The following is a 24,370-nucleotide window of genomic DNA, read 5'->3' as shown; positions in this document are numbered from 1 at the left end:
ATGGCAAAGGTCGCGACGCAAGCAGACCGTGACGTCGAAACATGTCTCGACACGAACGTCAGTTTCGCTTTGATCGCCGGAGCCGGATCCGGCAAGACCACTTCACTAGTGGATGCCTTGGAATGGGTACGGCAGCATCGGGGCAAGGCTTTGCGCCAGAACGGGCAGCGTGTTGCATGCATCACTTACACCAAACGGGCCGTAGCCGTAATCAGTGAGCGACTCGGCTTTGATGAAATATTCGCTGTTTCTACCCTTCATAGCTTCTTGTGGGCACAAATTGGTCGATTCCCTAGAGATATTCGTCAAGCGCTCGAAAATCGCCGCCTTCCCGAACTGATTGAGAAGGAGCGAGCTAAGGACAACGGCGGGAAGAGCAAAGCCGCCATGGATGCCCGGACCAAAGCTACTCGATATGTGGAGGACTTGGCAGCGCTGAAGAACATAGATCATTTCCATTACCGAGATGCGGTCTACGGGGACTATCCCAAGGGCATTCTTAGTCATGATGATGTTCTAATCATCGCAGCATATCTACTTAAGGAAAATTTGACGTTTCGCAGGATCCTCGGTTTTCGCTTTCCCTACATATTTGTGGACGAGGCTCAAGATACCGATCTAGAAATTGTTCGAGGGCTGAACTTGGTATGCGGCGGCGAGGGGCTGCCGGTAGTGGGCTACTTTGGGGACCCTTGGCAACAGATCTATGGAGAGACCACGGAGGAGTTTGCGCCGCCATCAAATGGCAAGACGATCACGAAAGTTGAAAACTTTCGATGCTCCCAAAGCGTGATTCGGCTTCTCAACCGTTTCCGCACGGATGTGGAGCAGATTCCCGCCGGCGCCAACAAAGAGATCGAAGGTAGTGTTGTCTTCCGCCTCGTAAAGGCCGAAGAGCCGGAGGAACCGCGCAAACGCTATTCGGAAAAACAGATTCAACGCGCGCTTGCACAGCTGGACCAGGCGATTTCGGAATGGGGTTGGTTCGGCCGCGACGATATAACAAAACTGTTTTTGGTCCGTCAGATGATCGCTCGGCGCATCGGCTTCACAAGCCTAAATCAGCTATTTTCAGGATCCTTTGCTTCTTCGCGCGCGCAGGATGCCTTTGAGCGCGGTGAGCATCCTCTACTGGCTCCACTAACCGAAACGATCTGGCCACTTGTAGAGGCGCAGCGCTCTGGAGACAGCCGGGCGATCATCGACATTCTTAGGCGGAGTAGCCCGGCTTTCGCGGTGGACGGCGTCAACGCAGCGAAAAGCCTGCGCTCCATGGTCGAAACTTCGATCGACATTGTCTCCGAACTTGTCAAACGATGGGATGCCGCGCCGGTCGGCGAGATTCTGCTTTTCGCTTCCGAGAAGAAGCTAATCCGAGTTACCGACCGCCTACAGGCGCACTTAGATCGCGCCCCGCGTGGCGAGGAATACGACTCTGAGCAGCATAGTTTGGAGAAGGGTGACTGGCTCGCTGATGCGCTATTCGCGATGGATACCGGCGAGATTCCTGCCTATGCATCCTTCATCGGCAACCACACAACTTACAGCACTCAGCATGGCGTTAAAGGTGAGGAATACTCCAAGGTGTTAGTTGTATATGACGACATTGAAGCAGCCTGGAATAATTACAACTTCAGTAAGCTCCTAACGCCGGGAGTTGCGGGAGGTGCAGGTACGGACAGACAGGAGACTCGCGGCAGAAAGCTCGCCTATGTTTCCTTCTCGCGAGCACTTCAAGATCTGCGAGTGCTGTTGTTTACAACCAATCCAGAGGCTGCGCGCGACGAGATTATTGCGAATGGTCTACTGGCGGCCGAGCAGATCGAGATCGTTGCTTGAATTAACGAACGTAATTATTAAAGGCAATCGGGGTCAGGTTCACTTACCCGCGAATCAGCGCTGAAGGCGCGCCTGGAATTCGGCCTCGGCCTGCGCGAGTTCCTAGAGCTTGAGTTCGCGCTGCTAGTCCGCCTTGCGCAGCGATTCGCGCGCTTCCTTTATCACTTCCTGCGCGAGGTTGTGGCTGGTGTGGTGCTGCTTCATGTCGATCGCGGACGCCAAGAGAATAATGGGGTCAGGTTCATTTACGGCCATGCCCGGTCAGTGCCGCATAGCGTCATGGTGCCCAACCTGTCCAGCAAGCCGTAGCATCAGCCTTCAAATCAAGGCTGACATCGCGGGAAAGTCCTACGCTGAAACGTCCGGAATTCCCAACGATCAGGCTTGACCGCCTCGCCTGCTCATTGCAGACTCGATGCCAAGGAGCGTAGAAACTCCTCGTACAGCGGTTCCCACCTCCGTCAAGCCGGTGGGTTTTTTGTGCCCGTGTTGCTGCGGGCATGAGCCGACGCGATGCCTGCGTCGGGAGGGCGGCTAATACAACACCCTTCGGGGAAATACGCCCGCCGTCTGTACGCGGTTTCTAACCTCCCGACTTCCCGTCCACCTGCGTGGACGGGCACTTCATGGAAGGAGGAGACGACGATGTCGAAGTTCGATACGGAAGAGCGCGGAGTGCAGGGCTATTTCCTGCCCGAGGACGGGCAGGCCCGGCTGCGCAAGTTGCAGGCACACATGGCATGGCTGTCGCGCCTGCCGGAGCCGGGAGCGGGCGAGGTTGCGCCTGCGCACGGGACCGACGTGCCTGCCTTGGCCGGTGGCCTGGCCCTGCTGGCGGAAGAGGTGCAGCGGATACTCGATACGGTGTCCTGGCTGGCGCGCATGGAGGCGAAAGATGCGCCGACCGCCGCTGACGGCGAGGCCGAGGACGCGAGCGATGCCGACGCGATCGCGCAGGCGGGGGACGCCGAGTTCAGCGCGTCGGCAGCTAAGGCTCCCAGGCGGTATGTCTGCGCCATGACGCTCGATCAGTTGGACGATATCAACCGTCTGCTCGAACGGTTGGCTGCGCAAGGCGATCTGTTGGCGGCCGGCCCCGGTGACTTTGCGACCAGTACGATCACTGCGATCGGCGAGGCCCTCTTCGCGGGTGCGAATGAGGTGCATGACATCATCCGGGACGTGGCATTGCAGCGTGTCGAAGCGGGTTCGCGGGTGCGGGAGATGCCGGCCCTGTACGGCCGCGTCGTGGGGCATGAGCCTTCACGCCTGTCCAGACGCGCGGCGGCGCAGCGTTCGCGTCCTGCCTATGGAAGTGGCGCAGCGCAGTTGCATTGAGTGCGGTCGCGGGGCAGCGCGGTGAAAGACCGTGCCGCCCTACACGCGATCAGGCCAAGCTCGAGGTTCCCCGCGTCCGGCGGCAAGCCCCGGCAACGCTTCGTTCACTCTTCCGCCAGCAGGTTCAACAGGCTGCGACGGCGTGCCGCTGAGGCCGTGCGGAAGCGGGTGAGCAGGGTCATCTCGTCCCGGGTCTGCACGGTCTTTGCGGACTCGCGTGCGCCTTCGCCGACCCGGCGGGTGTCGCCGCGCGTGGATGTGATGGCGTAGGTGTCGTCGATCAGGTAGTCCAGCGACAGTCCATCGGCGGCATACAGCCGGCGGATCTTGGCCAGGCTGGCCAGGTTGGGTTGTGCGCGCCCGGTTTCCCATTTGGACACCGTGGCCTTGCTGACATCCAGCTCGAAACCGACCCGCTCCTGGGACCAGTCCCGGGCATCGCGGAATGCCTTCAGGCGTGTGCCGAATGTCGTGCTCATGGCGGGCATTCTCGGTGCCGTGGGCACATCTGTCGTTTCCATTGTGTTGACTTTTGATGTCTCTTTTATGGATACTATCGATGTTGCGGGAACGGAGACCTGCGGCCAGCGCAGTGGAAGACGTCGCTTCTGGCGGCGGGCGCAGGCGGGGCTCGCGATGCAGCGATCAGGAGGACGGCATGCGGTGGTGCCTTCGCGACCCGATGGCAACTGCCATGCTGACCTCTTCACTTCCGTCAACGCGTCGCGGCGGGCGGCCACTTCAAGGAAGGAGGAGACGATGATGTCGACGTTCGATTCGAATGATCTGGGCGCCCCGTGCTACGTGCTGACGGAAGACGGCGAGTTCCGGCTGCGGAAATTGCGTGACCACATGAGGTTCCTGTCGCGTGTTGCGCAGCCGCGCACGTGGGACGAAGAGGCGGACGGCGCGCCGGAGATCGCCATGGGTGAACTGGCGGTCTGCCTAGAATTTCTGGCGGAACAGGCCCATCGGGTGGTGGAGGCGGTGTCGCCTTCGCGGCAGCGGAACGCGACCCAGACGGCCCATATGCCTGAGCCCGGCGAGGCAGCCGATGGGGTGCAGGATGCGGACGACACCGGGGATGACGATTTCAGTTACGGCGTCACCATGGACCAGGTCGATGCGCTCAACCACCTGAGCGCCTTGCTCTCGGCGCATGGCGACGTGGTGTCGGCAACGCAGACGACCGCATTCGTCGATCACACGGTGCCTGTCATCGGCCACGCGATCTTCGACGGCGCGCAGGCCGTGCGCGACCTGGTCCGCGAGGTGGAAACCCAGTCGTTGCATCGCGACAAGCGTTCCGCGAGCGGTGTGCGCGAAGCACGGGCCACCTACGGCCTCGCGCCCGCGCAGGTGTCGCTGCTGTGGGAACCTGGGCTACCCGGAGACGCTGCACGCCTGCACTGACCGGCACCGGCGTAAACCGGGGTCAGCGTAGACTTTGGAGGTGGGTGCCTGTCGCGACGACACGCACCTGCCTGTGCATGGCGTATTGCAGGGGATTCCATATCTATACACCAAGTGTATAGTGGCCCCATGGACAACGCATTGACCCTGCTGGGTCTGGCCTGTGTGGCGCCAAGCTACGGCTACGACTTGAAGCACACGTACGACCGCTACTTCGGTTTGAAGAAGCCGCTCGCCTTCGGCCAGGTGTACGCGACGCTCGCTCGCATGATCCGCGATGGCTATATCGCCGAAGTGGGCACCGAGGCGGGAGGTGGGCCGGATCGCAGGCGCTACCAGATCACGGACGAAGGCAGGCAAAGGCTGGAGACCTGGATCGCGACGCCGGACGTGCCCTCGGAAGCGCTGCAATCCAATCTGTTTGCCAAGGTCGTGGTCGCGCTGCTGACCGGGCGTGACGCCGACCGGCTGCTCGACCTGCAACGTGCCCGGCACATGCAGCAAATGCGGGTTTTGACCAAGGCCAAGCAGCAGGCCGACTTGCTGCATGTGCTGCTGTATGACCACGCTCTTTTCCACATCGAAGCAGATCTGCGCTGGATCGAGATGACCAGCGCGCGTCTTGACGCCATGAAAGCCGAACTCACATGACCCCTGTCCTGCGCGCGGAAGCATTGAACAAGCACCTCGGGAACACGCACGCGCTGCGTGGCGTCGACCTGGAGATCGACCCGGGCGACATCGTGGCCATTACCGGGCCGAGTGGCTCGGGCAAGTCCACGCTGTTGCACTGCCTTGCGGGGATTCTGGCGCCTGACGGTGGGCGCGTGCTGTTGTCGGGTACCGATATCGGAAGCCGTAGCGAGGATGAGCGCAGCAGGTTGCGGCTGACACGGTTCGGTTTCGTGTTCCAGTTCGGGCAACTGCTGCCCGAACTCACGGCGCTGGACAACGTGTGCCTGCCGCTGCTGCTGGCGGGAAAAGCCCGTCACGTCGCGCGTCGCGAGGCCATGGCCTGGCTTGAGCGCCTTGGCATCGGGCAGTACGCGGAGGCTCGCCCCGCGCATCTGTCTGGCGGACAGGCGCAGCGGGTCGCGGTTGCGCGCGCGCTGGTGATTCATCCGGAAGTGCTGTTTGCCGATGAGCCGACCGGGGCGCTCGATTCCTTGAATGCCGAAGACACCATGGCCCTGCTGTGCGACCAGGCCAGGGCGACGGGAACCACCCTGGTGGTCGTGACCCACGATCCGCGCATGGCCGCCTATGCCGACCGCGAGGTCATCATCCGCGACGGTCGCGTCTCGGTGGACTCGCGGCAGGCCGCATGATGAATCCCGCGTTCCTGCGCCTGGCCATTGTTGGCAACCGGCACGCCATGGGACGGCTCATGGCCGCAGCCTTCGGCATTGCGCTGGGCACGTCCATGATCATGTTGCTGATGGGGGCCTTCAGTGCGCTGTCCGACCGCGAGGAGCGCAGTGCCTGGGTCAGGCCGGTTGGCGTGGCTGCCGGTGCTGATGCGGTCGCCGATGGTCGTACGGCCGTCCTTGCCGAGGTGCAGGACTGGTTCGATGGGCGTTCAATCGCGCGTCTCGATGTCTTCGCGCCAGCAGCTAGCGTGTCGACGCTGCCTGCCATCCCCGAATGGCCGGCGCCAGGGCAATACTCTGCATCGCCTGCACTGGCGGCGCTCGTCGATTCGGTGCCTTCGGACATGCTCGGGGACCGTTACGGGCAACGTGTCGGCATCATTGCCCCCGAGCATCTGAAGGGCCCGAACGCGCTCGTCGTGGTGACCGGGCAATCGCTCGATGACATGCGGGTGCGCAAGTGGCTGCTTGTCGCCGCATCTGCGAAGGGGCAACCGGATACCGAAAGCACAGGATTCCAGGCTGTCGCCGCGATCGGGGCGATTGGCATCCTGTTCCCTGTCCTGCTGTTCGTGACGATTGCCGCCCGGCTGGGCGCGGCCACGCGGCGCGAGACATTTGCGACCTTGCGTCTCATTGGGGCCACGTCGAAGCAGAACGGCCTGGTGGCGGGCCTGGAAATGCTGCTGGTCAGCACCGCCGGCGCCGCACTCGGCATTGGCGCGGCACGGGTCGTGCGGCCGCTGGTGGCGCGATTCGAACTCGCTGGCACGCAGTTCTATCCATCGGATCTCGACGTGGGCCCGGTCGCCACGCTGTTGCTGGCGTTGATGGTGATGGCGTCGTCCACGCTGGTGAGTGCCATCAGCACCTGGAGGGCGGGCATCGGTCCCCTCGGTCCAACGCGGGCGATGGCCGAGCCGTCTGTCCGTTGGCATCGCGCGACGCTATTGCCCGCGGGACTGTGCATGATCGCCTTGTGCGGACCGGGCGGGCTGGGGCCCTCCCTCTCCAGGGAAGCGGCGCTGGTGCTGTTCCTGTCCGGGTTTGCCATCACGTCGTTCGGTGTGGTCTGGATGGGGCCGTGGCTGACGGCAATCGCGGGTCGCGTGGTCGCTCGGCGGACGCAAACCGCTGCGGGCGTGATGGTGGCCAATCGCATCGCGCAGGCGCCGGTGGCCTCGTTCCGCTCGGTCAGCGGTCTGGTGGTGGGCGTGTTCATGGTGACGGTGTTCGCCGTCGCCAGCAGCGGTGTCTCCAGCCGTTTCCTCGTCGAAGATGTACCCGATCGCTTGCCGACAGAGGCATTGCTCGTCCTGCTCGCCGAGCACTCGCGCGTGCCCGAGACGATTCCTGGCAGTTCGCTGCAGGTCGTGGGCTTCGAGGCACCGGGCACGGGCAATGAATTCATTTTTTCCGGCAGCGATCTGGCGCAGCTTGGTGTCAGCACGCCCCTTGCGGCGGCCGCCTATTACCAGGTGAACCTGTCGACGTTCGCTTCAGCGAGCCGTGAAGGCGTGCTTGCACCCAGGCAAGTGTCCGTGGACGCAGGGACGTTGGCGCCTCGGGTATTGATTGCGGTCACCCGCGGGGCGCCGCGCACGCTCGAGCTTGCGCGAACGTACCTGCAGACGGGGACGACATGGACCATTGCGCCGCTGCTGCGGACGGAAGCCAGCCTGCTCGGCGCCAACAGGGTGCTGAAGGAGTTGTCCTTCGTTGCGTACAACGGCGCCCTGGTCACGATACTGATCGCGGGGCTGTCGCTCGTACTCTCAACGCTGGGTTCGATCATGGATCGGAAGCGTGTGTTTGGCCTGCTCCGGCTGGCCGGGATGCCGGCAAGCATGCTCGATCGCATCGTGCTGCTTGAAGCGACGGTTCCCCTGGCGGCAGTCCTTGCCTTGTCTGTCGTCTCGGGCGGTGTCTCGGCCTATCTCATCGTGCATGCGCTCAGCGACACGATCGGCATCGGCATGCCGGACCCGCGCTACTTCTATTTTGTTGGAGCCGGCCTCCTTGGCGTGCTCGCCCTTCTGCTGATGAGCAGGCGGGCCGCCTATCGCTTGCTGGATCGCCAGACGTTGCACTTCGATTAGGCCCTTGGGCAGCGTCGACGTGCGCGGCGATGAATGCCGATGGCGACGCCGCCTGTCCGCATCGTCGCCCCTTGCCGTCCTTGACCTCAACCGGGCTTAAGGCCGCATCCTCGTCGGCCCGATCCCCCGTAGCCGCAAGCAGCACCCCAGATGACGATCTCCAGCGAAGACTCCAGCGGTGCCTGTGTCGGCGACGCCTTGCCTGCCATTCCGACCCCGCGCGCGGACGCGTCGCTCTCGATCCTCGGGCCGCGCTACCGCATGGCCACGATCGGCATGGTGGTGCTGGTGGCCTTGGGCGCGTTCGAGGCGCTGGCGGTGGCGACCGCGATGCCGACGGTGGCGCTGGAACTGGATGGGCTGCGTCTGTACGCGCTGGCCTTCGGCGGCACGCTGGCGACCAGCGTGATCGGCATGACGCTCGCCGGGAGTTGGAGCGACCGCCGCGGCCCGGGGCCGGCGCTGTATGCGGGCCTGGCCTGCTTCGTGCTGGGACTGCTGGTGGCCGGGCTGGCCCGGCAGATGCCCACGCTGATCGTGGGCCGCCTGTTGCAGGGGCTGGGCGCGGGGGCGTACTCGGTGGCGCTGTACGTGATTGTCGGGCGGCTTTATCCGGAGGCGCTGCGGCCGCGGATGTTCGCTGCGTTCTCGACCGGCTGGATCGTGCCATCGCTGGTCTGGCCGGCCTTGAGTGGACTGATCGTCGAGCACGTCGGTTGGCGCTGGGTCTTCCTGAGCGTGCCGCTGCTCGCGATCCCGGCAGGACTGCTGCTGCGTCCCACCTTGCGTGGGCTGACCGGTACGCCGTCGTTGGCGCAGGACCACCAGCGTGTGTATTGGGCGATCGGCTCGGCGACGGGCATCCTGTTGCTGTATCTCGGCGGACAGCAGCGGGCGCTCGATGCACTGCTGTGGTTGCTGCCGGGCTTGGCGCTGTTGCTGCTGTGTACGTGGCGCCTGCTGCCTGCCGGCACGCTGCGGCTGGGCCGTGGGTTATCCAGCGTCATCGTCCTTCGCGGACTTGCGGCGGCGGCCTTCTTCGGCTGCGAGGCCTTCCTGCCGCTGTTGCTGTCGCATCATCGCGGCCTGTCGCCGTGGCACGCGGGCCTGGCGCTTGGCATCGGTGCACTCGGCTGGTGCAGCGGTTCCTGGTACCAGGGCAACCACACGCGCGGTTGGTCGCGCTCCGGCCTGATCGTCACCGGTGTCGGTTTGATGGTCGTCGGCATCACGGGATCGGCGCTGGTGCTGACGACGCAGCCGGTATGGCTGGCGATCATGGCCTGGGCAGTGACCGGCCTGGGCATGGGCCTGGTGTATCCGAGCCTGTCGGTACTGACCCTGGCGCTGTCCACGCCGGAGCAGCAGGGACGCAACACCTCGGCGTTGCACCTGAGCGAGGCGATCGCGGTGGCGACGACGCTGGCCGTGTCGGGGTCGCTGTTCGCCTTCCTGCTGACGCAGTCCGAACGCGCCGCCTACATGGCCTGCTTCATCGCGCCCATCGGACTGGTGCTGTTGTCGGTGCTGGTCGCACGCCGCGTGCAGGAGAAGCGCTAAACGCGAGCACGACGAATGCTGCGGTCGAAGCGAGGGCCGCGCTTCGAGGCAACAAACACGCACCTACTGACGCTTCTGTTTCAGGGGTCCGCGTCGCCTTTCTCTAGACTGCTGTGCAACAGGCCACGATGGCGGCGGTTCTGTTGCCGCTGTGGTGGCCGCTGCGGCTGTCCCTCTAGCCGTAGTAGGCGAGAAACATGTCCACGGCCGACGCGCCGACCTGCTGTTGGCGCTCGGGGCTGAGCGTGGGTTGGCCCATCGACAGCTGAGGCCAGAACGCGAAGCCTTTGATGAGGCCCTGCAGCTGCATGGCGGCGAACACCGGGTCGTCGGTCTTCAGTCGACCGTCGGCGGTGGCGGCGCGCACCCAGGTGGTCAGGCCTTCCTCGCGGTCGCCGAGGCGGGCGAGCATCTCGCGTGCGAGTTCCGGCGAATGGATGCCGGCGGCGATCGCGACGCGGGCAAGGTCGACGAAATGCACGTCGTCGAGCAATCGCAGCTTCTGCCCGACCAGCTCCATCAGCTGTGGGCGCAGCGGGCGATCGGCGCGGTAGGCGAGGTCGGGGCCGGCGATGCCGCGGTCGAGCATTTCCTCGAGGATCCGCGTGAACAGCGCTTCCTTGCCCGGGAAGTGGTTGTAGACGGTGCGCTTGGACACCCCGGCACGCGCCGCGATGCGGTCCATGCTGGTGGCCTCGTAGCCGGAGGCGCGGAATTCGGCCACTGCGGCTTCCAGGATCGCCGCGTGCTTGCGGTCGGTCAGGCGGGTCGGCGGGGCAGCAGGCAGGGACATGCCTGAATTCTACACCCGGGGGTTTACTTTTCGATTCCTGTAACTACACTGCACGGTGTAGTTCCTTCCCTCGAGCCCCACAGTCGATCCCTGCCCATGCACCCCAAGCCTGTTCCTTCCCCGCGGCCCCGTCGCCGCCTGCTGCGTCGACCGCTGGTGCTGTCCGTCCTCTTCCTCGGAGTCCTCATCGTGAGTGCCTGCCTGCTGTCCTTTGTCCGCACCAACCATGCCCTGGCCGACTACGCGGCTTCGCCGCAATCCACGGAAGGGCGGTTCCGCAATGCGCTGCCGCGTCCGGCGGTGGGCTTTGGGAAGACCGTCAAGATCTTCTGGGATTTCTTCTTCAACAAGCCCGACGGCACCGTGCCGGCGACTGCGCCGCAGGTCTTGCCGCTGACTCGCGCCGACCTCGATGCCGCGCCCGACCGCAGCCTGTTCCGGCTCGGCCATTCGACGCTGCTGCTGAAGCTGCGTGGCGGGTTCTGGATCACCGATCCGGTGTTTGCCGAGCGCGCGTCCCCGGTGCAGTGGGCCGGGCCGAAGCGCTTCCACGCGCCGCCGATCGCGCTCGACGACCTGCCGCCGCTGCGGGGCGTGCTGCTGTCGCATGACCACTACGACCACCTGGACCGTGAGACCGTGGTGCGCTTGGCCGAACGCGCCGAGGTCTTCCTGACGCCGTTGGGCGTAGGCGACCGCCTCATCGCCTGGGGCGTGCCGGCGGCCAAGGTGCGCCAGTTCGACTGGTGGCAGCACGTCGACCTCGACGGCCTGCGGTTCACCGCAACGCCGGCACAGCATTTTTCCGGGCGCGGCCTGTTCGACAGTGACCGCACGCTGTGGGCGTCGTGGGTCATCGTCGATCCGCCGGCCGCGGAAGACGATCGCGGCCTGCGCCTGTTCTTCAGTGGCGACACCGGCTATTTCGACGGTTTTGCCGAGATCGGCCGTCGCTTCGGGCCGTTCGACGTCGCGATGGTCGAGACCGGCGCCTACGACCCGCGCTGGGCCTTCGTGCATATGCTCCCCGAGCAGACCCTGCAGGCGCATCAGGACCTGGGCGCACGCTGGCTGCTGCCGGTCCACAACGGCACCTTTGACCTGGCGATGCATGCCTGGGACGACCCGTTCGAACGGATCAGCGCCCTGGCGACCGCGCGCGGCGTCGCCCTGTCGACACCCCGGATGGGCGAGCGCGTGGATCTGAGCGCGCCCCAGCCCACCACCGCCTGGTGGCGCGACTAGCGCCGGAGCTGTCGACTCGAGCCGTCGACCGGGCAGTCGACTCAAGCCGTCAGACCGGGCACTCAATCCGGGATTACTGTGCTTGACACAGTAGTACCCTTGCGCCTACTGTGCGCAAAACAGTATTAGGTGGCGCATGGTAGAGCGGGACAACACGGGACTGACCGAGCTGCGACGCGGGGTGCTGGTGCTGGCCGTGCTGTCGCGGCTGCAGGTGCCGCAATACGGCTACTCGCTGAAGCAGGCGCTGGTCGAGGGTGGCATGCCGGTCGAGGAGGGCACGCTGTATCCCTTGCTGCGCCGGCTGGAGAGCCAGGGCCTGTTGGCCAGCGATTGGGATACCGCCCATGCGCCTCCGCGCCGCTACTACCGGCTCAGTACCGAAGGCGCGCAGGCCTATGCCGCGCTGAGCGAGGCCTGGCGCGACCAGGTCAGGGTGATCGGGGCGTTTCTGGACGGAGGGGCGGATGAACGTGAATGACGTTGTCGAATCCTATGTGCGCGATGTCGCAGGCTGCCTGCCGCGCGAACGGCGCGCCGATGTGGCGTTCGAGTTGCGCGCCTTGCTGGACGAGGAGCTGGCGGCACGCGCGCAGGGGGCCGGCCATGCGCCGGACACCGCGATGGCGATGGCCTTGCTGAAGGACTTCGGTCGACCGGCCGACGCGGCGCAGCGCTATCACGCGCGGCCGGCATTGATCGAGGCCGCCGACACCCACCACTTCCTGATCTGGGCGCTGGGCGGCCTCGTGGTGCTCGCCGTGCATGTATTGACGGGTCATCGTGATGTCGATTTCGACGCCACGGCGCTGCAGTGGTTGGGCATCCTGCTGCTGTGTTTCGCGTTGGCGGGCTGGTGGCGCCGACGCCGACCCGGCAGGTTTGCATGGAAGCCCACGCATGGTCCGGAATGGATGCCGCGCAGTCTGTCGGCATTGGCGTTGGTCGGGATCCTGGTGTTCCCGGTCTTCATGTATGCCGCGCCGGTGACGTTTGCCGGCCTGTGGCTGCCAGCCGCAGTGCCGGTGGACGGGCTGACGCTGTCGGCGGCGTTTGCGGGCAGTTGGCAACGCGCGCTGACGCTGGCGCTGCTGATCGCCATGGCGCTGCAGCATGGCATCGCGTGGGTGCTCGGAGGCCAGCCGACCTGGTGGCGGCGTGCGGACGTGGCGGTGAACCTGGCGCTTGGCGTGATGCTTGTGGCGCATGCCGCGCCGCGTGGTCTCGATGGTGCGCCTTCGTCCAGCGTCTTCGTGTCTGCCGCTGCGAACGCGGTGGCCGCGCCGATCTTCATGGGCGTCGGCGGCATGATGGTGTTGTTCGGTCTCTATTACGCGTATCGCGAATGGATGCATATCCAGCCGGCGCCGACGGCGACGGGTGCAGGCGTGTCGTAAGCCTTCGCCGATCACAAGATGCGTGCGAGCAGACGCGTGGCAGCGTCGACTGTCTAGCGCGACGCAAGAAGGGCGACGCTGAGCACCGACGCTTTGTTTGAACCGGTTTGTTTGCTTGAACGTGGCTTGAACCCGTTCGTTAATTCGATGTGCGTGCATCGTGAAGGTTTGCATGAGCTTCAGCTTGTAAACGCTTTACTGCGCCGGTGCGATGCATTCGGAACCGGTGGATTCGTCTTCCTGACCGAGATGTCGCACGCCCTTTGGCGAGACGTCACACACAGAAGAAAGGAAGATCCCCATGACCAAGACCCTTATTTGCGCCGCGTTCGCGGCTTCATTGTTCGCGCCGCTGGCGTTCGCGCAGAGTGGTGGCGACAACTATCGTCCCGACAAGCAGGTTGGCGAGGGCAATGCCTTTGTCGCCGGCAGCCTCGGTCGTACCGATGGCGGCACGGCCGGCCGTTTCGGCACCGGTGATTTCAATGTCTTCGAAGGTCGAGACGGTCGCAAGACCGGTTACGGTCTCGTCGGCGGTTACCGCTGGAAGGTCGCGCCGTCATGGGGCGTGGGCATCGAAGGTGGCTACGCCGACCTGGGCAACCTCGTCGTGCGCAATGCGTTCAACAGCGATCCGGTGAATCAGCGCGAAGACACCAACGCGCTGCGTGGCTGGCTGGTCGGCGCGAACGCGCGCGTCAACGTCAATCCGGCGTGGTACATCGGTGCGCGAGGCGGCTACTTCCGTGCGTCCGACAACAACGTCGATTACTACAACTCGGTCGGCCAGAACCTCGGCCTCGAAAGCGGCGGCAGTGACGGCCGCAACAGCTGGTATGCCGGCGTCGGCACCGGCTGGAACGCGACCGAGAACTTCAGCGTCGGCCTGCATTACGACTATTTCCGCGCCAAGTCCGGCGACGTGCGTGACCCGGTCAGCGGTGCCGAGTTCGAAGGCCCGAAGCGTTCGACCGCACTGCTCGGGCTGACGGCGGAATACGCGTTCTGACGGGAGCCGCCTGGTTCCTTCGTGTCGCGGCTGATGCTCCACGTCAGCGACACCATGCGGGCGCCTTCGGGCGCCCGTCTTCATGGGGCGGATCTGATGACACAGTCCATCCAGCGATGGTGCGCGTGACTCGCCGGACCGCTAGCACGTCACCAGTTCGATATTCGGATGGTTGGCGATGATGCCGAGCACGATGTCGAAATAGGTCTCTCCATCTCCCGCATCGAGTCTGGCAAGACTGTCCTGGATACGGGAGGTGTCGTAGCGCTGTGGCTGCTGAAGCTTGTGCAGATGCAACTGGCGGGTGGCATGGAGGCCGAGAGCTTCGCGGCTGCGCTCGAAGTCATGCCAGGCCAACACGACAGGTTCGTTGCCCTTGATCACGCCGTAGCTTCCGTACAGTAGGTCATCCAGCGCATCGAGATTGGGAGCGAGCGACCAGTCCTCGCCGACCATCAGCACACGATTGATCTCGTCGTAGAACGACGCGATGTCGTGGATGCGATCGCCGTGAAGGGCCAGTGTCTTCCTGGTGGTCATGCCGAGTTTGAATGGACAGTGTGCATTCGGCCAGAACGCCTGTGTTCTATGCGCGGAAGCAGGCGATGCGGGTGACCTGCTTCCGCGCCTGCTTTCAGTGTTGCGGTTCGGTTGTTCTGCAATCGATCAGATCGGCATCTGCGCGCAGGAAGACCGCGGCCGTGGATTCCGAGGTGTTGCCATGGGCGACGCCGTACAGGAACTGCAATCCCTGCGGGTCGGCTTCATGGGCGATGGCGGCGCGCAGCAGTTCCAGCGTCTGCGGGGCATGTTCGCCATGCAGGACCGCGACGAACTCGGCGCTGCCGCTGCTGCGGGTGATGGCGTCGTCTCCGGCGGCCAGGGTCTGCTCCAGGACGTCGTCCAGCCGTTGCAGCAGTTTGTCGGTCGCGCGCTCGCCGAGGCGGCTGACGGTACCGGCGTGGTCCTGCAGTTCGATCAGCACCAGTAGATACCCCGCGCCGTTGGCTGCGCGCGTGTTCGCTTGCGACTCGGCTTCCACCAGGCTCGCGGCGGTGTGGGCGATGAAGTTCTCGTGCTCGAGCGCGCGTTCGCGTGCACGGGCTTCCAGCAGTGTCATCGTCAGGCGCGCCAGCGACGCGAGGGCGTTGCGCTGTGCGTCATCGAGTTCACGCGGTTGCGCATCGAGCACGCAGACCGTGCCGATGGCGGCGCCTTCGGGCGTCACCAGCGGCATGCTGGCGTAGAAGCGTGCGGCGCCGGCTTCGCCATTGACGTAGGGGTTGGCCGAGAAGCGTACGTCCTGGCTGAGGTCGGGGATTTCCATCAACTGGTCGGGCACGCGGATCGCATGATCGCAGACGGCGATGCTGCGGCTGGTTTCGGTGCCGTCAAAGCCGGTCTTGGCCTTGAACCACTGGCGGTCGCGGTCGATCAGCGTGATCAGCGCGGTCGGGGTGCCGCACAACGATGACGCCAGTTGCACGATGTCGTCGTACGCCGCTTCAGGCAGGCTGTCGAGGACGTGGTAGCGGTCCAGCGCGCGCTGGCGCGTGGCTTCGTCGTGGGGCGTCGCCGTCGGGTTCGTCATGGGGACCTCGCGATGGTCGGAGCCAGGATTTTGACAGCACAGATGTAAACGGCGGGTTGTCCCGGCACCAGCCGTGACGTGTTGCCCACGTCCCGTCGCGGCGGCGGGGCAATGACCTTGATCCGCGATCGCGCCGGATTCTTCGCGGCGGGCGGGCATGCGTTGTACGATGCCCGCATACGACGTGCATCGGCATTGCCTGCACGTCCCTGGCCTCCAACCGACAAGCCTCCGCGACCCATGCGCAACGCCCTGCAGGAACAATTGCTCAAAGCCGGCCTGGCCAAGAAATCCAAGGTCGACCAGATCGCACGCGAGCAAATCAAGCAACGCCAGGGCAAGGCGCCGCCACCGCCCAAGGACGAGCAGGCCGATGCCGAGCGCCTGCGCCAGGAGCGCGTCGAGCGAGACCGTGCGCTGGCCGCCGAGCGCAACGCGCAGGTGCGCGCGCAGGAGTTGCGCGCGCAGGCGCGACAGATCGTCGAGCAGAACAAGCTGCCGACCGAGGGTGAGGTCGAGTACCGCTTTACCGACGGCAATGCGATCCGCAGTCTGCTGGTGACCGAGGCCGTGCGCGGCCAGCTCGCCAAGGGCAGCCTGGCGATCGCCCGCCACGACCAGCGCTACGCGATCATTCCGCAGGCGGCGGCCGACAAGGTCGAAGCGCGCGATGCCACGATGATCGTCGTCAACCATGCGCGCAATGCGGCGCCGTCCAGCGATGCCGACGACGACGAGTACTACAGCCAGTTCAAGGTGCCGGACGACCTGATCTGGTAAGCGTGATGCGCCTCGCGACGCCGCGATCCAACCTCGACATCCCCTGAACATGCATTGCCCTATACCGTCGGCTTCCCCCCCGACGGAGACGCGTCATGGAGACCCAGGAACTGCATCGCGGCAGGCTGATCGACCATCTGCAGCTGGTCGTCGGCGACATCGAGGCCAGTCGGCGCTTCTACAGTGCGGTGTTCGAGGTGCTGGGCGTGCCGATGGGGGGCAGCGAGCAGGACTACTTCTGGGCCGATGAGCTGTTCGTCTCGACGGCCGACAGCGAGGCGGCGCAGGGCGAGTTGACCGGGCGCCATCACCTGGCGTTCCAGGCCGCGAGTCGCGAGCGGGTCGATGCCTTCCACGCAGCGGCATTGGCGCATGGCGGACGCGACCATGGCGCGCCGGGTGAGCGACCCTATCATCCGGGTTATTACGGGGCCTTCGTACTCGATCCGGACGGCAACAACATCGAGGCGGTGTATCACGGCGAGGCCAGGCGCAGCGCGGCATCGGTGAAAGTGACGTTCTAGCGGGCGAAGTCGCGTCGCGGGTGCCCGGGGCGTTGCCGTAAGGGTGCGATCGCATGACGCAATACGACGACATTGGCAGCATCGATGCGATCAATGCCGTCGGTGAACGGCGGTTGTCGCGCCTGCGAGGACATGCATTCACGCGGCGGGCACGTCGATGAATCGCACCGTCCTCCTGCCGGGTGCAGGTGTCGGAATTCACTTGGGCTTGCAACGGGATCATTAGGATCCTTGCCAACGTGGAACCCCACGCGACTGCAACATGGAGCGAACATGACACGCACGAACCGCCTGAAGATGACCCTGTTGGCCATGGGCCTGACGGTTGCCGCCGGAACTGCGCTTGCACAGGATGCGCAGGGCCTGACCTCGCCGCAGGTACGCGCGCAGCTGGAAGCGCAGGGCTATACGGATGTCCATGACATCGAGTTCAAGAACGGCGTCTGGGAAGTCGATGCGAAAAGCGCCGATGGCAAGAGCGTCGACCTGCGTATCGATCCTAAGACCGGCGAGATCTATCCCGACAAGAACGTGACGACGCTCAGCGAGGCCGATGTCCGCGCGAAGCTGTCGACTGAAGGCTATACCGATGTCCATGACGTCAAGTTCGACGACGGCATGTGGAAGGCCGAGGGCAACGATGCCGCGGGCAAGAAGGTCGAGGTGCTGCTGGATCCCAACACCGGTCGGATCGTCGGCAAGGAAAAGGACTGAGGCGTGCAAGCGCAGCAGTAGCGCACGGAGGCCACGGGCGCCGGGGAAACCCGGCGCCCTTTTTTTGGGGAATACGTTGGGGCTGCGAATGTCGGCGTTGGCGGTGAGCTTTTTGCCGTCTCCAATACGAACGGCCGCGCCATCGCCTTGCATGGCGACGGCGCGGCCGGCGGTCTGCGGCCGATCCTGCTCGGATCGAAGTCAGATACCGATCAGTCCGACGTCAACTGCTGAGTTTCTTGGCGGCGGTCAGGCCGAGGATCAGGAAGATCGCGGCAATGATGATCGCTGCGAAGAACAGGAACTTGGCGATGCCCATGGCGCCGCCTGCGATTCCGCCAAAGCCGAGTGCGCCGGCAACCAGGGCGATGACGGCAAAAATGATGGCCCATTTGATCATGTCGTTCTCCTTCGTTCCGGTCACGCGGATGCGGTTCCGGTGCGCGCGTTCCAAGATGCTGCGGCAGCCGGAAATCTACGCCGGGACGGGTGGCGCCTGCGTGAAGTATCGTCGTGCAAATCCTGCGCGGGCATGCCGCCACGCCATGATCGGAGACGATGATGACCACAGAAGTCGAATACGCTGCCGCCACCGCGCTGTTTTCCGTCGTCAGCAACCGCGACAATGCACGCAACCTGGGCCAGGAGGAGTTGTTCGACCTCTACCAGGTCTGCCTCGAGATCATCACGGGACGGCGCAGGCCGACGCGTCGGATGACGTTCTCGACCCAGTGCCCGGCCTGCGCCGAAAAGGTCGACATTGAACGGGTGGTGCCGGTGGTGGCCTGAAGCCGCAGGTGGCCTGCGTTATTGGCGCACGCCCAGCACGCCGTCGAGGACGAGCTGCGACTTGAATCCGGCCTTGTCGAGGCGACGCGCGACTTCGCGTGGCACGTCGCGACCACTGGTCAGCTTGTTGGGGCTGCCGGTGTAGTGGAACAGCTTGCCGCCCTTGCGCAGGACGCGCGCGAGGTGCTGGTAGAACACCAGCGAATACAGTTCGCCGGCAATGCCGAAGCGCGGCGGGTCGTGCAGGATCGCGTCGAACGAGGCGTCGGCCAGCGTGGCGATCGCGACCGAGGCATCGGCCTGCTGCAGTTGCAGGCGTCCACCGGCGCTGTCGGCGTCGGGATCGGGCGACCAGGGATTGAGTGTACGCAGCCACAGCACTTCATCGTTCTTCTCGAACGACTGCATGCGGGCGACGCCGGCCTCGAGCGCGCAGGCGGCGAAGTAGCCGAGGCCGCCGCAGGTGTCGAGCACCTGCTTGCCGCGCGGATCGACCAGCGCGACCTTGCGGCGCGCATCCTCGAATGGCGAGATCTGTGCGGTCGGCAGCATCTTGATGCCATCGATCTCGAATGTCGGGGCGCCCCAGTCGGTCGGTACCAGCTTGAACAGCGCGCTGCCGAAGCGGGAGGCCTGGGTGAAGCCCTCGCCGTCCCAGTAATGGATCGTGCGGTCCTTGAGCTTGCCGGGATAGGGGTAGGGCTGGTCCTGCCATTGCCAGTGCCCGGCGCCGATCCCGGCGGTACCGGTCGTGCGGCCCAGGTCCAGCGAGCCCGTCCACGTGGCCTCGCCGCGATCGCGCGCAGCGGCGAGTGCCTGGGCGGTCTGGCGGGTCAGCAGGGGGCCGGGGTAATGGGGCACGGGCGATGGCATCGAGAGGAGGCGCAGCATCGTAACCCGCGCAGCTTGGCGGCAGGCGTGCGTGTAGCGCGCGGCGCCGGCGCGCCAGCCGCCGCTTGATCGCGCCGCGAAGGCCCCAATGTCAGGAGACTCCCTTGCCTGGAACACTCCCATGTCGACGATCCTGATCACGGGTGCCAATCGCGGCATCGGCCTGGCCTTGACCCGGCGCTTCCGCCAGCGCGGCGACGAGGTCATCGCGGTCTGCCGGCAGTCCAGCGCCGAGCTCGATGCCACCGGTGCGCGTGTCGAGGCGGGAATCGATGTCGCCGACGATGCTGCCGTCGCCGGTCTGCGCCAGCGCCTTGGCGACGCGCGCATCGACGTGCTGGTGCTGAACGCCGGCATTTTCCGCAACGAGCACCTGGGCGAACTCGGCGCCAATGCGATCGCGACGATCCGCGAGCAGTTCGAGGTCAACACGCTGGGTCCGCTGCGGGTGGCCGAAGCGGTGCTCGGCCATCTGCGCGATGGCGCGAAGGTGGCCATCACCACCAGCCGCATGGGCTCGATCGCCGACAACACCTCGGGCGCCTATTACGGTTATCGGGCGTCGAAGGCAGCGGTCAATGCGGTCGGCAAGTCACTGGCCAACGACCTGCGGCCGCGCGGCATCGCGGTGGTGCTGTTGCACCCGGGCTATGTCGCCACCGATATGGTCGACAACCAGGGCGATGTCAGCCCGGACGAATCCGCACGCGGCCTGATCGACCGCATCGACAGCCTGACGCTGACCGACAGTGGCGCGTTCTGGCACGCCAACGGCACCTCGCTGCCCTGGTAGCCGGCCCGCCCGGTGTTGCCTTGGCTGGCCGTTGGGCGATGCGCGGTGCTATAACCTGCGCTCACGCCTGCCTGCGAGCCGGTGTGCCGGGTATCGGCGCAGCCCGCTCCATCGCGCCATGGCAACAGGGCATCGGCAACATGCGACAAGGGCAGACAGCTGTGACGGGACCGCGGGTACGCGCTTTGGCGTTGTGCATCGCGGCGGTGTGGATGAGTGCGTGCAGCAAGCCCGCGCCGGAGGCGCCCACCGAGGCGGCCGCCCCCGACGCGACGGCCACGCCTGCGGCCACCGCGGCGCCGCCGCCGAGCGAACATCGCGATCCGCTCGCGCTGACCCTGCCGACCGGCAAGCCTGCGCCGGTGTCGCCGGAGCAGTACCAGCAGCTCGCGCGTTCGCTGCTGGCCGAGATGGTCGCTATCGACACCACGCTGAGCAAGGGCAGCACGACCCGTGCGTCGGAAGCGGTGCGCGCGCGCCTGCTGGCGGCCGGCTTTGCCGAGTCCGACGTGCAGGTGGTGACCGCGCCGGACCTGCCCGAACGCGGCAACCTGGTCGTCAAGCTGGCGGGCAGCGATGCGTCGCTGAAGCCGTTGTTGCTGCTGGCGCATATCGATGTGGTCGACGCCAACCGCGAGGACTGGACGCTGCCGCCGTTCGAGCTGATCGAGCGCAATGGCGCGTTCTACGGCCGCGGCGTCGCCGACGACAAGGATGAAGCCGCGATCTACATCGCCAACCTGATCCGGATGAAGCAGGAAGGCTTCGTGCCGCGCCGCGGCATCGTCGTCGCGCTGACCACCGAGGAAGAGACCGGCGAGCCCAACGGCGTCGACATGCTGCTGCGCGAGCATCCGCAGCTCGTCGATGCCGCGTTCGTGTTCAACGAAGGTGGCGGCGGCAAGCTTGCCAGCGACGGCCGGCGGGTCAGCAACCAGGTGCAGGCGGCCGAGAAGAAATTCCTGAACTACACGCTGGAAGTCACCGATCCGGGCGGTCACAGCTCGCGCCCGCGCGAGGACAATCCGATCCGCCGGCTCGGCGTGGCGCTGAGCCGGATCTCGACGACGTTCCTGCCGGTCAAGCTCAATCCGGTCAGCCGCGAATACCTGCGCCGTACCGCCGACCTGGTCGGTGGCGAGGACGGCAAGCAGATGACGGCACTGGTGGCCAACGACCAGGACACCGCGGCGATCGCGCACCTGTCGAAGGACCCGGGCAACAATGCGACGATCCGCACGACCTGCGTGCCGACGCTGCTGCAGGGCGGTCATGCCGAGAACGCATTGCCGCAACGCGCGACTGCGAACGTCAATTGCCGGCTGGTGCCCGACGAGGAGCCCGAGTTCGTGTTGGCGCAGTTGCGCAAGATCATCGCCGACGATGCGGTCAAGGTCACGATCAGCGGCGAGGCGACGCCGAGCCCGCCGTCGCCGGTCGAAGGCCAGGTGCTGACGGCGATCACCCGCGTCACCGAGCAGATGTGGCCCGGCGTGCCGGTGGTGCCGACGATGGGTGCCGGCGCGACCGACAGCAAGTATTTCCGCATGCGCGGGGTGCCTGCCTACGGCGTCACCGGCCTGTTCTACGACGAGACCGGCGCGCACGGCATGAACGAGCGCGTGCCGGTGCAGTCGTTCTACGAAGGCCAGGAGTTCCTGTACCGCCTGGTCAAGGACGTCAGCGCCGAGTAAGGCGCAAGACCGCGATCGTCCCGCATACCGGCGCATCCATCGATGCGCCGGTATGGCGTCGGCCGCGGCGCGGTTACGGCCGGACCCGCAGCAGTGCGAGCCCGAAGCCGGCGAAGATGCCGCCGGTCAGGCGGTTGAACGCGCGCTTGAGTGCCGGCCGCGTCAGGTGCAGCGCCAGCTTGCGGCCGCCGAACGCGTAGGCGAGATACCAGAAGGCTTCGACTGCGGCGAAGGTTGCGATCAGGATCGCGTACTGCTGTGCCTGCGGCTGGCCGTGGTTGACGAACTGCGGCAAAAAGGCCGCGGCGAACAGCAGCAGTTTGGGATTGCTGATGCCGATGACGAAGCCGCCACGGAACAGCGCCCAGCCCGACATCTGCGCGGTCAGCGTGCCGGTGCCGACATCGAACGGTGCGTCGTCGCCGCGCCAGGCGCGGATGCCGAGGTAGATCAGGTAGGCCACGCCGAGATAGCGCACCACGTCGAACACGGTGGGCGCAGCCAGCAGCAACGCGCTGAGCCCACCGGCCGAGGCCATCAGCACCAGCACCAGCGCGCTCATGCAGCCGGCCATCGTCGCCAGGCTGCGGCGCACGCCAAAGCGGATGCTGCGCGACAGCACATGCAGCATGTTCGGGCCGGGCGTGCCCGACAGCAGGAACACCGCGACGCAGAACAGCCACCAGGTATTGAGGGTCATCGATTGATCTCGGCCGATCCGCGCCAGCCGGAGGCGCGGCAAGGCGTGCAGCATACGGCGGGCGCCCGCCGGATGCATCGGACCCTGCAGGCGCGCGTCCATACCCGGGCGCGACGCGCGGGTCGATCCGTGTGCCCCGCTAGCGGAGCGGAGGCGAGCCGGTGGCGTCCAGCGCCATCACCTTGCGCAGGTCGGCCAGCATGCGTTCGGGGGTCTCGTCGTGGCGGAACGCCAGCCGCAGCTGCTGGTCCGGACCGATCAGGTAGATCAGCATCGTGTGGTCCATCGCGTAGCCGTTGGCGTTGGGCACCTTGCGGAACGTGGCGCGGAAACTGTTGGCGGCGCGTCGGGTCTGCTCGAGGTCGCCCCGCAGCGCGACGATGCCGGGATCGAATGCGGCGACATAAGGCGTCAGCACCTGCGGCGTATCGCGCTCGGGATCGACGGTGACGAACAGCAGCTGCAGGCGTTGCGCGTCCGCGCCGAGGCCGCGACGGGCCTGCGCCGTCTTCAGCAGACTCAAGGGGCAGACTTCCGGGCAATGGGTATAGCCGAATGTCAGCAGCGCATAGCGGCCCTGGAAGTCGGCCAGCGAACGCGGCCGGCCTTCGAGGTCGGGCAGGGCGAGGCCGCGACCCCAGGACTCGCCGCGCAGGTCGATGCCATGGAACGGGCCCTGCTCGCGCGAGCCGCAGCCGGCCAGCAGCAGGGCGGTGAGGATCATGCCAACCAGCCGCACGCCCGCATTCCGCGCGACATGCCGCATGGCAGCGCGTTGCGCGAACGCAGGCAGCAGGGCGATTGGGCGCTTCAAGGACGTGGGCAGGACACGTGGGCAATCCCCGGGATCGACAGGGCGTCGCCGGCGCGCCCGGCCTCGCACCGAGGGAGGGATGTGCGATGGCAGGGCGTGCGGAGGCGACCGGTCCATGGTAGCCGCGGCCCCGTCGGCGGCCCTGCGACATGTCGTCGCAGGCCGCGGCGCGGAGGCATGCGTATCATCGACGCTGCTTTCCATCGATGCCGATTGCGGCAGGAGTTTCGACATGAACCTGGACATGCACCTGGAAAGGTCCTCGCCGCTGCGCAGGTGGATGGGGCCGTCCTTGGCGCTGGCGTTGCTGGTGGCGGTGTCGGCCTGTTCCGGCCCGGCACCCGAGGATGCGGATGCATCCGTGGGCCAGGGCAACGCCGTTCAGGGCGAAGGCCTGCAGGTCAGCGACGCCTGGATCCGCCTGCCGCCCCCGGGCGCGGCGGTGGCCGGCGCCTACCTGACGATCGCCAACGCCAGCGGCAGCGACGATCGCCTGGTCGGCGTCGATACCGCTGCGGCGGAGCGCGTCGAGCTGCATGACATGCGCATGGAGAATGGCATGATGCAGATGCGCGAACTCGGCGACGGCCTGGCATTGAAGGCGAGCACGCAGACCACACTGGCGCCGGGTGGCGTGCACATGATGCTGATCAATCCGCGCGCATCGCTGGCGGTGGGCTCGAGCGTGGAGGCGAGGTTGCGCTTTGCGACCGCCCCGGCGCAGACCGTGCTGCTGGAAGTGCGTCCGTTGACCGGCAGCGCAGCTGCCGGCCCTGACGATGGGCACCCTGACGATGCGCAGCACGGCGACCATGGCGATCCTGCGCCGCAGGACGTGCCGGATGCGGATGCCGCCGCGCACGATGCACATGCCGGGCATGGCGATCCGGCCACCACGCCGGCCACCGCGCCTGCCGCCTCGGAACACGCTGCCCACGACAAGCATTGAGGTCCGCGCAGGGATGCTGGCGCAGGGAGGGCGCCGCATTGAGTACGTCGCATTGAGGGCGCCGTATA

At 65.8% G+C, this 24,370-nt stretch carries 26 protein-coding genes; 18 read left to right on the top strand and 8 right to left on the bottom strand.

Translation table 11 applies throughout. From position 1 onward, the window contains the following. Complete coding sequence (locus ACYX7E_RS01950) at positions 1–1,839, top strand: UvrD-helicase domain-containing protein (RefSeq protein WP_462078846.1); 1,839 nt, start codon at positions 1–3, stop codon at positions 1,837–1,839. Positions 1,840–2,484: 645 nt separating this feature from the next. Then, the gene (locus ACYX7E_RS01945; RefSeq protein WP_462078845.1) at positions 2,485–3,177 is read left to right on the top strand and encodes an XAC0095 family protein; all 693 of its coding nucleotides are present in this window, start codon (positions 2,485–2,487) and stop codon (positions 3,175–3,177) included. A gap of 104 nt (positions 3,178–3,281) precedes the next feature. Here ACYX7E_RS01945 and ACYX7E_RS01940 read toward each other — a convergent pair whose 3' ends face one another. After that, on the bottom strand, positions 3,282–3,656 hold the full coding sequence (locus tag ACYX7E_RS01940) for a helix-turn-helix transcriptional regulator (RefSeq protein WP_462078844.1): 375 nt from the start codon (positions 3,654–3,656) through the stop codon (positions 3,282–3,284). Positions 3,657–3,939: 283 nt separating this feature from the next. Here ACYX7E_RS01940 and ACYX7E_RS01935 point away from each other — a divergent pair, with 283 nt between their 5' ends. The 5 genes from ACYX7E_RS01935 to ACYX7E_RS01915 all read left to right on the top strand — a co-directional run bounded on the left by ACYX7E_RS01935 (position 3,940) and on the right by ACYX7E_RS01915 (position 9,619). Then, on the top strand, positions 3,940–4,590 hold the full coding sequence (locus ACYX7E_RS01935) for an XAC0095 family protein (RefSeq protein WP_462078843.1): 651 nt from the start codon (positions 3,940–3,942) through the stop codon (positions 4,588–4,590). 129 nt (positions 4,591–4,719) lie between these two features. Then, entirely contained in the window at positions 4,720–5,241 is a 522-nt protein-coding gene (locus tag ACYX7E_RS01930) for a PadR family transcriptional regulator (RefSeq protein ID WP_462078842.1), read from the top strand. Beyond that, positions 5,238–5,918: an ABC transporter ATP-binding protein gene (locus tag ACYX7E_RS01925; protein ID WP_462078841.1), complete on the top strand. Its 681-nt coding sequence runs from the start codon at positions 5,238–5,240 to the stop codon at positions 5,916–5,918. Before ACYX7E_RS01930 ends, ACYX7E_RS01925 begins: the two co-directional genes overlap by 4 nt. Beyond that, the gene (locus ACYX7E_RS01920) at positions 5,918–8,059 is read left to right on the top strand and encodes an FtsX-like permease family protein (protein WP_462078840.1); all 2,142 of its coding nucleotides are present in this window, start codon (positions 5,918–5,920) and stop codon (positions 8,057–8,059) included. Before ACYX7E_RS01925 ends, ACYX7E_RS01920 begins: the two co-directional genes overlap by 1 nt. 150 nt (positions 8,060–8,209) lie before the next feature. Continuing rightward, positions 8,210–9,619 carry an MFS transporter gene (locus tag ACYX7E_RS01915; RefSeq protein ID WP_462078839.1) on the top strand — a complete coding sequence of 470 codons (1,410 nt, stop codon included), beginning with the start codon at positions 8,210–8,212 and terminating at the stop codon, positions 9,617–9,619. A 175-nt stretch (positions 9,620–9,794) separates the two neighbouring features. Here the strand turns inward: ACYX7E_RS01915 and ACYX7E_RS01910 are convergent, their stop codons facing one another. Then, positions 9,795–10,412 (bottom strand): TetR/AcrR family transcriptional regulator, encoded by a 618-nt coding sequence (locus ACYX7E_RS01910; protein ID WP_462078838.1) that lies wholly within the window; start codon positions 10,410–10,412, stop codon positions 9,795–9,797. 96 nt (positions 10,413–10,508) lie between these two features. Between ACYX7E_RS01910 and ACYX7E_RS01905 the strand changes: the two genes are divergently transcribed. The 4 genes from ACYX7E_RS01905 to ACYX7E_RS01890 all read left to right on the top strand — a co-directional run bounded on the left by ACYX7E_RS01905 (position 10,509) and on the right by ACYX7E_RS01890 (position 14,063). Next, complete coding sequence (locus tag ACYX7E_RS01905; protein ID WP_462078837.1) at positions 10,509–11,657, top strand: MBL fold metallo-hydrolase; 1,149 nt, start codon at positions 10,509–10,511, stop codon at positions 11,655–11,657. A 136-nt stretch (positions 11,658–11,793) separates the two neighbouring features. After that, positions 11,794–12,138, top strand: coding sequence for a PadR family transcriptional regulator (locus tag ACYX7E_RS01900; protein ID WP_462078836.1), 345 nt, complete (start codon positions 11,794–11,796; stop codon positions 12,136–12,138). Continuing rightward, positions 12,125–13,054, top strand: coding sequence for a hypothetical protein (locus ACYX7E_RS01895; protein WP_462078835.1), 930 nt, complete (start codon positions 12,125–12,127; stop codon positions 13,052–13,054). Before ACYX7E_RS01900 ends, ACYX7E_RS01895 begins: the two co-directional genes overlap by 14 nt. 301 nt (positions 13,055–13,355) lie before the next feature. Then, on the top strand, positions 13,356–14,063 hold the full coding sequence (locus tag ACYX7E_RS01890; protein WP_462078834.1) for an outer membrane protein: 708 nt from the start codon (positions 13,356–13,358) through the stop codon (positions 14,061–14,063). A gap of 141 nt (positions 14,064–14,204) precedes the next feature. Here the strand turns inward: ACYX7E_RS01890 and ACYX7E_RS01885 are convergent, their stop codons facing one another. Beyond that, positions 14,205–14,603 carry a barstar family protein gene (locus tag ACYX7E_RS01885; RefSeq protein ID WP_462078833.1) on the bottom strand — a complete coding sequence of 133 codons (399 nt, stop codon included), beginning with the start codon at positions 14,601–14,603 and terminating at the stop codon, positions 14,205–14,207. A 94-nt stretch (positions 14,604–14,697) separates the two neighbouring features. Then, positions 14,698–15,654, bottom strand: coding sequence for a GAF domain-containing protein (locus ACYX7E_RS01880; RefSeq protein WP_462078832.1), 957 nt, complete (start codon positions 15,652–15,654; stop codon positions 14,698–14,700). Between the two features lie 240 nt (positions 15,655–15,894). On the opposite strand from ACYX7E_RS01880, the gene ACYX7E_RS01875 reads away from it, so the two are divergent. From ACYX7E_RS01875 to ACYX7E_RS01865, 3 genes are all read left to right on the top strand, one after another. Further along, complete coding sequence (locus ACYX7E_RS01875) at positions 15,895–16,434, top strand: DUF2058 domain-containing protein (RefSeq protein WP_462078831.1); 540 nt, start codon at positions 15,895–15,897, stop codon at positions 16,432–16,434. A gap of 95 nt (positions 16,435–16,529) precedes the next feature. Then, positions 16,530–16,958 (top strand): VOC family protein, encoded by a 429-nt coding sequence (locus tag ACYX7E_RS01870; RefSeq protein WP_462078830.1) that lies wholly within the window; start codon positions 16,530–16,532, stop codon positions 16,956–16,958. Between the two features lie 273 nt (positions 16,959–17,231). Next, on the top strand, positions 17,232–17,672 hold the full coding sequence (locus ACYX7E_RS01865; RefSeq protein WP_462078829.1) for a PepSY domain-containing protein: 441 nt from the start codon (positions 17,232–17,234) through the stop codon (positions 17,670–17,672). 223 nt (positions 17,673–17,895) lie between these two features. Here ACYX7E_RS01865 and ACYX7E_RS01860 read toward each other — a convergent pair whose 3' ends face one another. Next, entirely contained in the window at positions 17,896–18,072 is a 177-nt protein-coding gene (locus tag ACYX7E_RS01860; protein WP_462079055.1) for a DUF1328 family protein, read from the bottom strand. A 161-nt stretch (positions 18,073–18,233) separates the two neighbouring features. Between ACYX7E_RS01860 and ACYX7E_RS01855 the strand changes: the two genes are divergently transcribed. Beyond that, entirely contained in the window at positions 18,234–18,461 is a 228-nt protein-coding gene (locus ACYX7E_RS01855) for a hypothetical protein (protein WP_462078828.1), read from the top strand. Positions 18,462–18,479: 18 nt separating this feature from the next. Here ACYX7E_RS01855 and ACYX7E_RS01850 read toward each other — a convergent pair whose 3' ends face one another. Continuing rightward, positions 18,480–19,352, bottom strand: a complete 873-nt coding sequence (locus ACYX7E_RS01850) for a class I SAM-dependent methyltransferase (protein ID WP_462078827.1) — start codon at positions 19,350–19,352, stop codon at positions 18,480–18,482. A 121-nt stretch (positions 19,353–19,473) separates the two neighbouring features. Here ACYX7E_RS01850 and ACYX7E_RS01845 point away from each other — a divergent pair, with 121 nt between their 5' ends. Together ACYX7E_RS01845 and ACYX7E_RS01840 are read left to right on the top strand one after the other, a co-directional pair. After that, on the top strand, positions 19,474–20,145 hold the full coding sequence (locus tag ACYX7E_RS01845) for an SDR family oxidoreductase (protein ID WP_462078826.1): 672 nt from the start codon (positions 19,474–19,476) through the stop codon (positions 20,143–20,145). A gap of 212 nt (positions 20,146–20,357) precedes the next feature. Then, a complete protein-coding gene (locus ACYX7E_RS01840; protein WP_462078825.1) occupies positions 20,358–21,839 on the top strand; it encodes a M20/M25/M40 family metallo-hydrolase in 1,482 nt (493 codons plus the stop codon). Between the two features lie 73 nt (positions 21,840–21,912). On the opposite strand, the gene ACYX7E_RS01835 is transcribed toward ACYX7E_RS01840, so the two are convergent. Together ACYX7E_RS01835 and ACYX7E_RS01830 are read right to left on the bottom strand one after the other, a co-directional pair. Beyond that, positions 21,913–22,539, bottom strand: coding sequence for a LysE family translocator (locus ACYX7E_RS01835; protein ID WP_462078824.1), 627 nt, complete (start codon positions 22,537–22,539; stop codon positions 21,913–21,915). A gap of 139 nt (positions 22,540–22,678) precedes the next feature. Then, the gene (locus ACYX7E_RS01830; RefSeq protein WP_462078823.1) at positions 22,679–23,263 is read right to left on the bottom strand and encodes an SCO family protein; all 585 of its coding nucleotides are present in this window, start codon (positions 23,261–23,263) and stop codon (positions 22,679–22,681) included. A gap of 322 nt (positions 23,264–23,585) precedes the next feature. On the opposite strand from ACYX7E_RS01830, the gene ACYX7E_RS01825 reads away from it, so the two are divergent. Beyond that, the gene (locus tag ACYX7E_RS01825; protein WP_462078822.1) at positions 23,586–24,302 is read left to right on the top strand and encodes a copper chaperone PCu(A)C; all 717 of its coding nucleotides are present in this window, start codon (positions 23,586–23,588) and stop codon (positions 24,300–24,302) included. The last annotated feature ends 68 nt before the right edge of the window (positions 24,303–24,370 follow it).

The organism is Luteimonas sp. RIT-PG2_3 (assembly GCF_054902115.1).
This window is presented reverse-complemented; position numbering and strand designations above follow the sequence as displayed.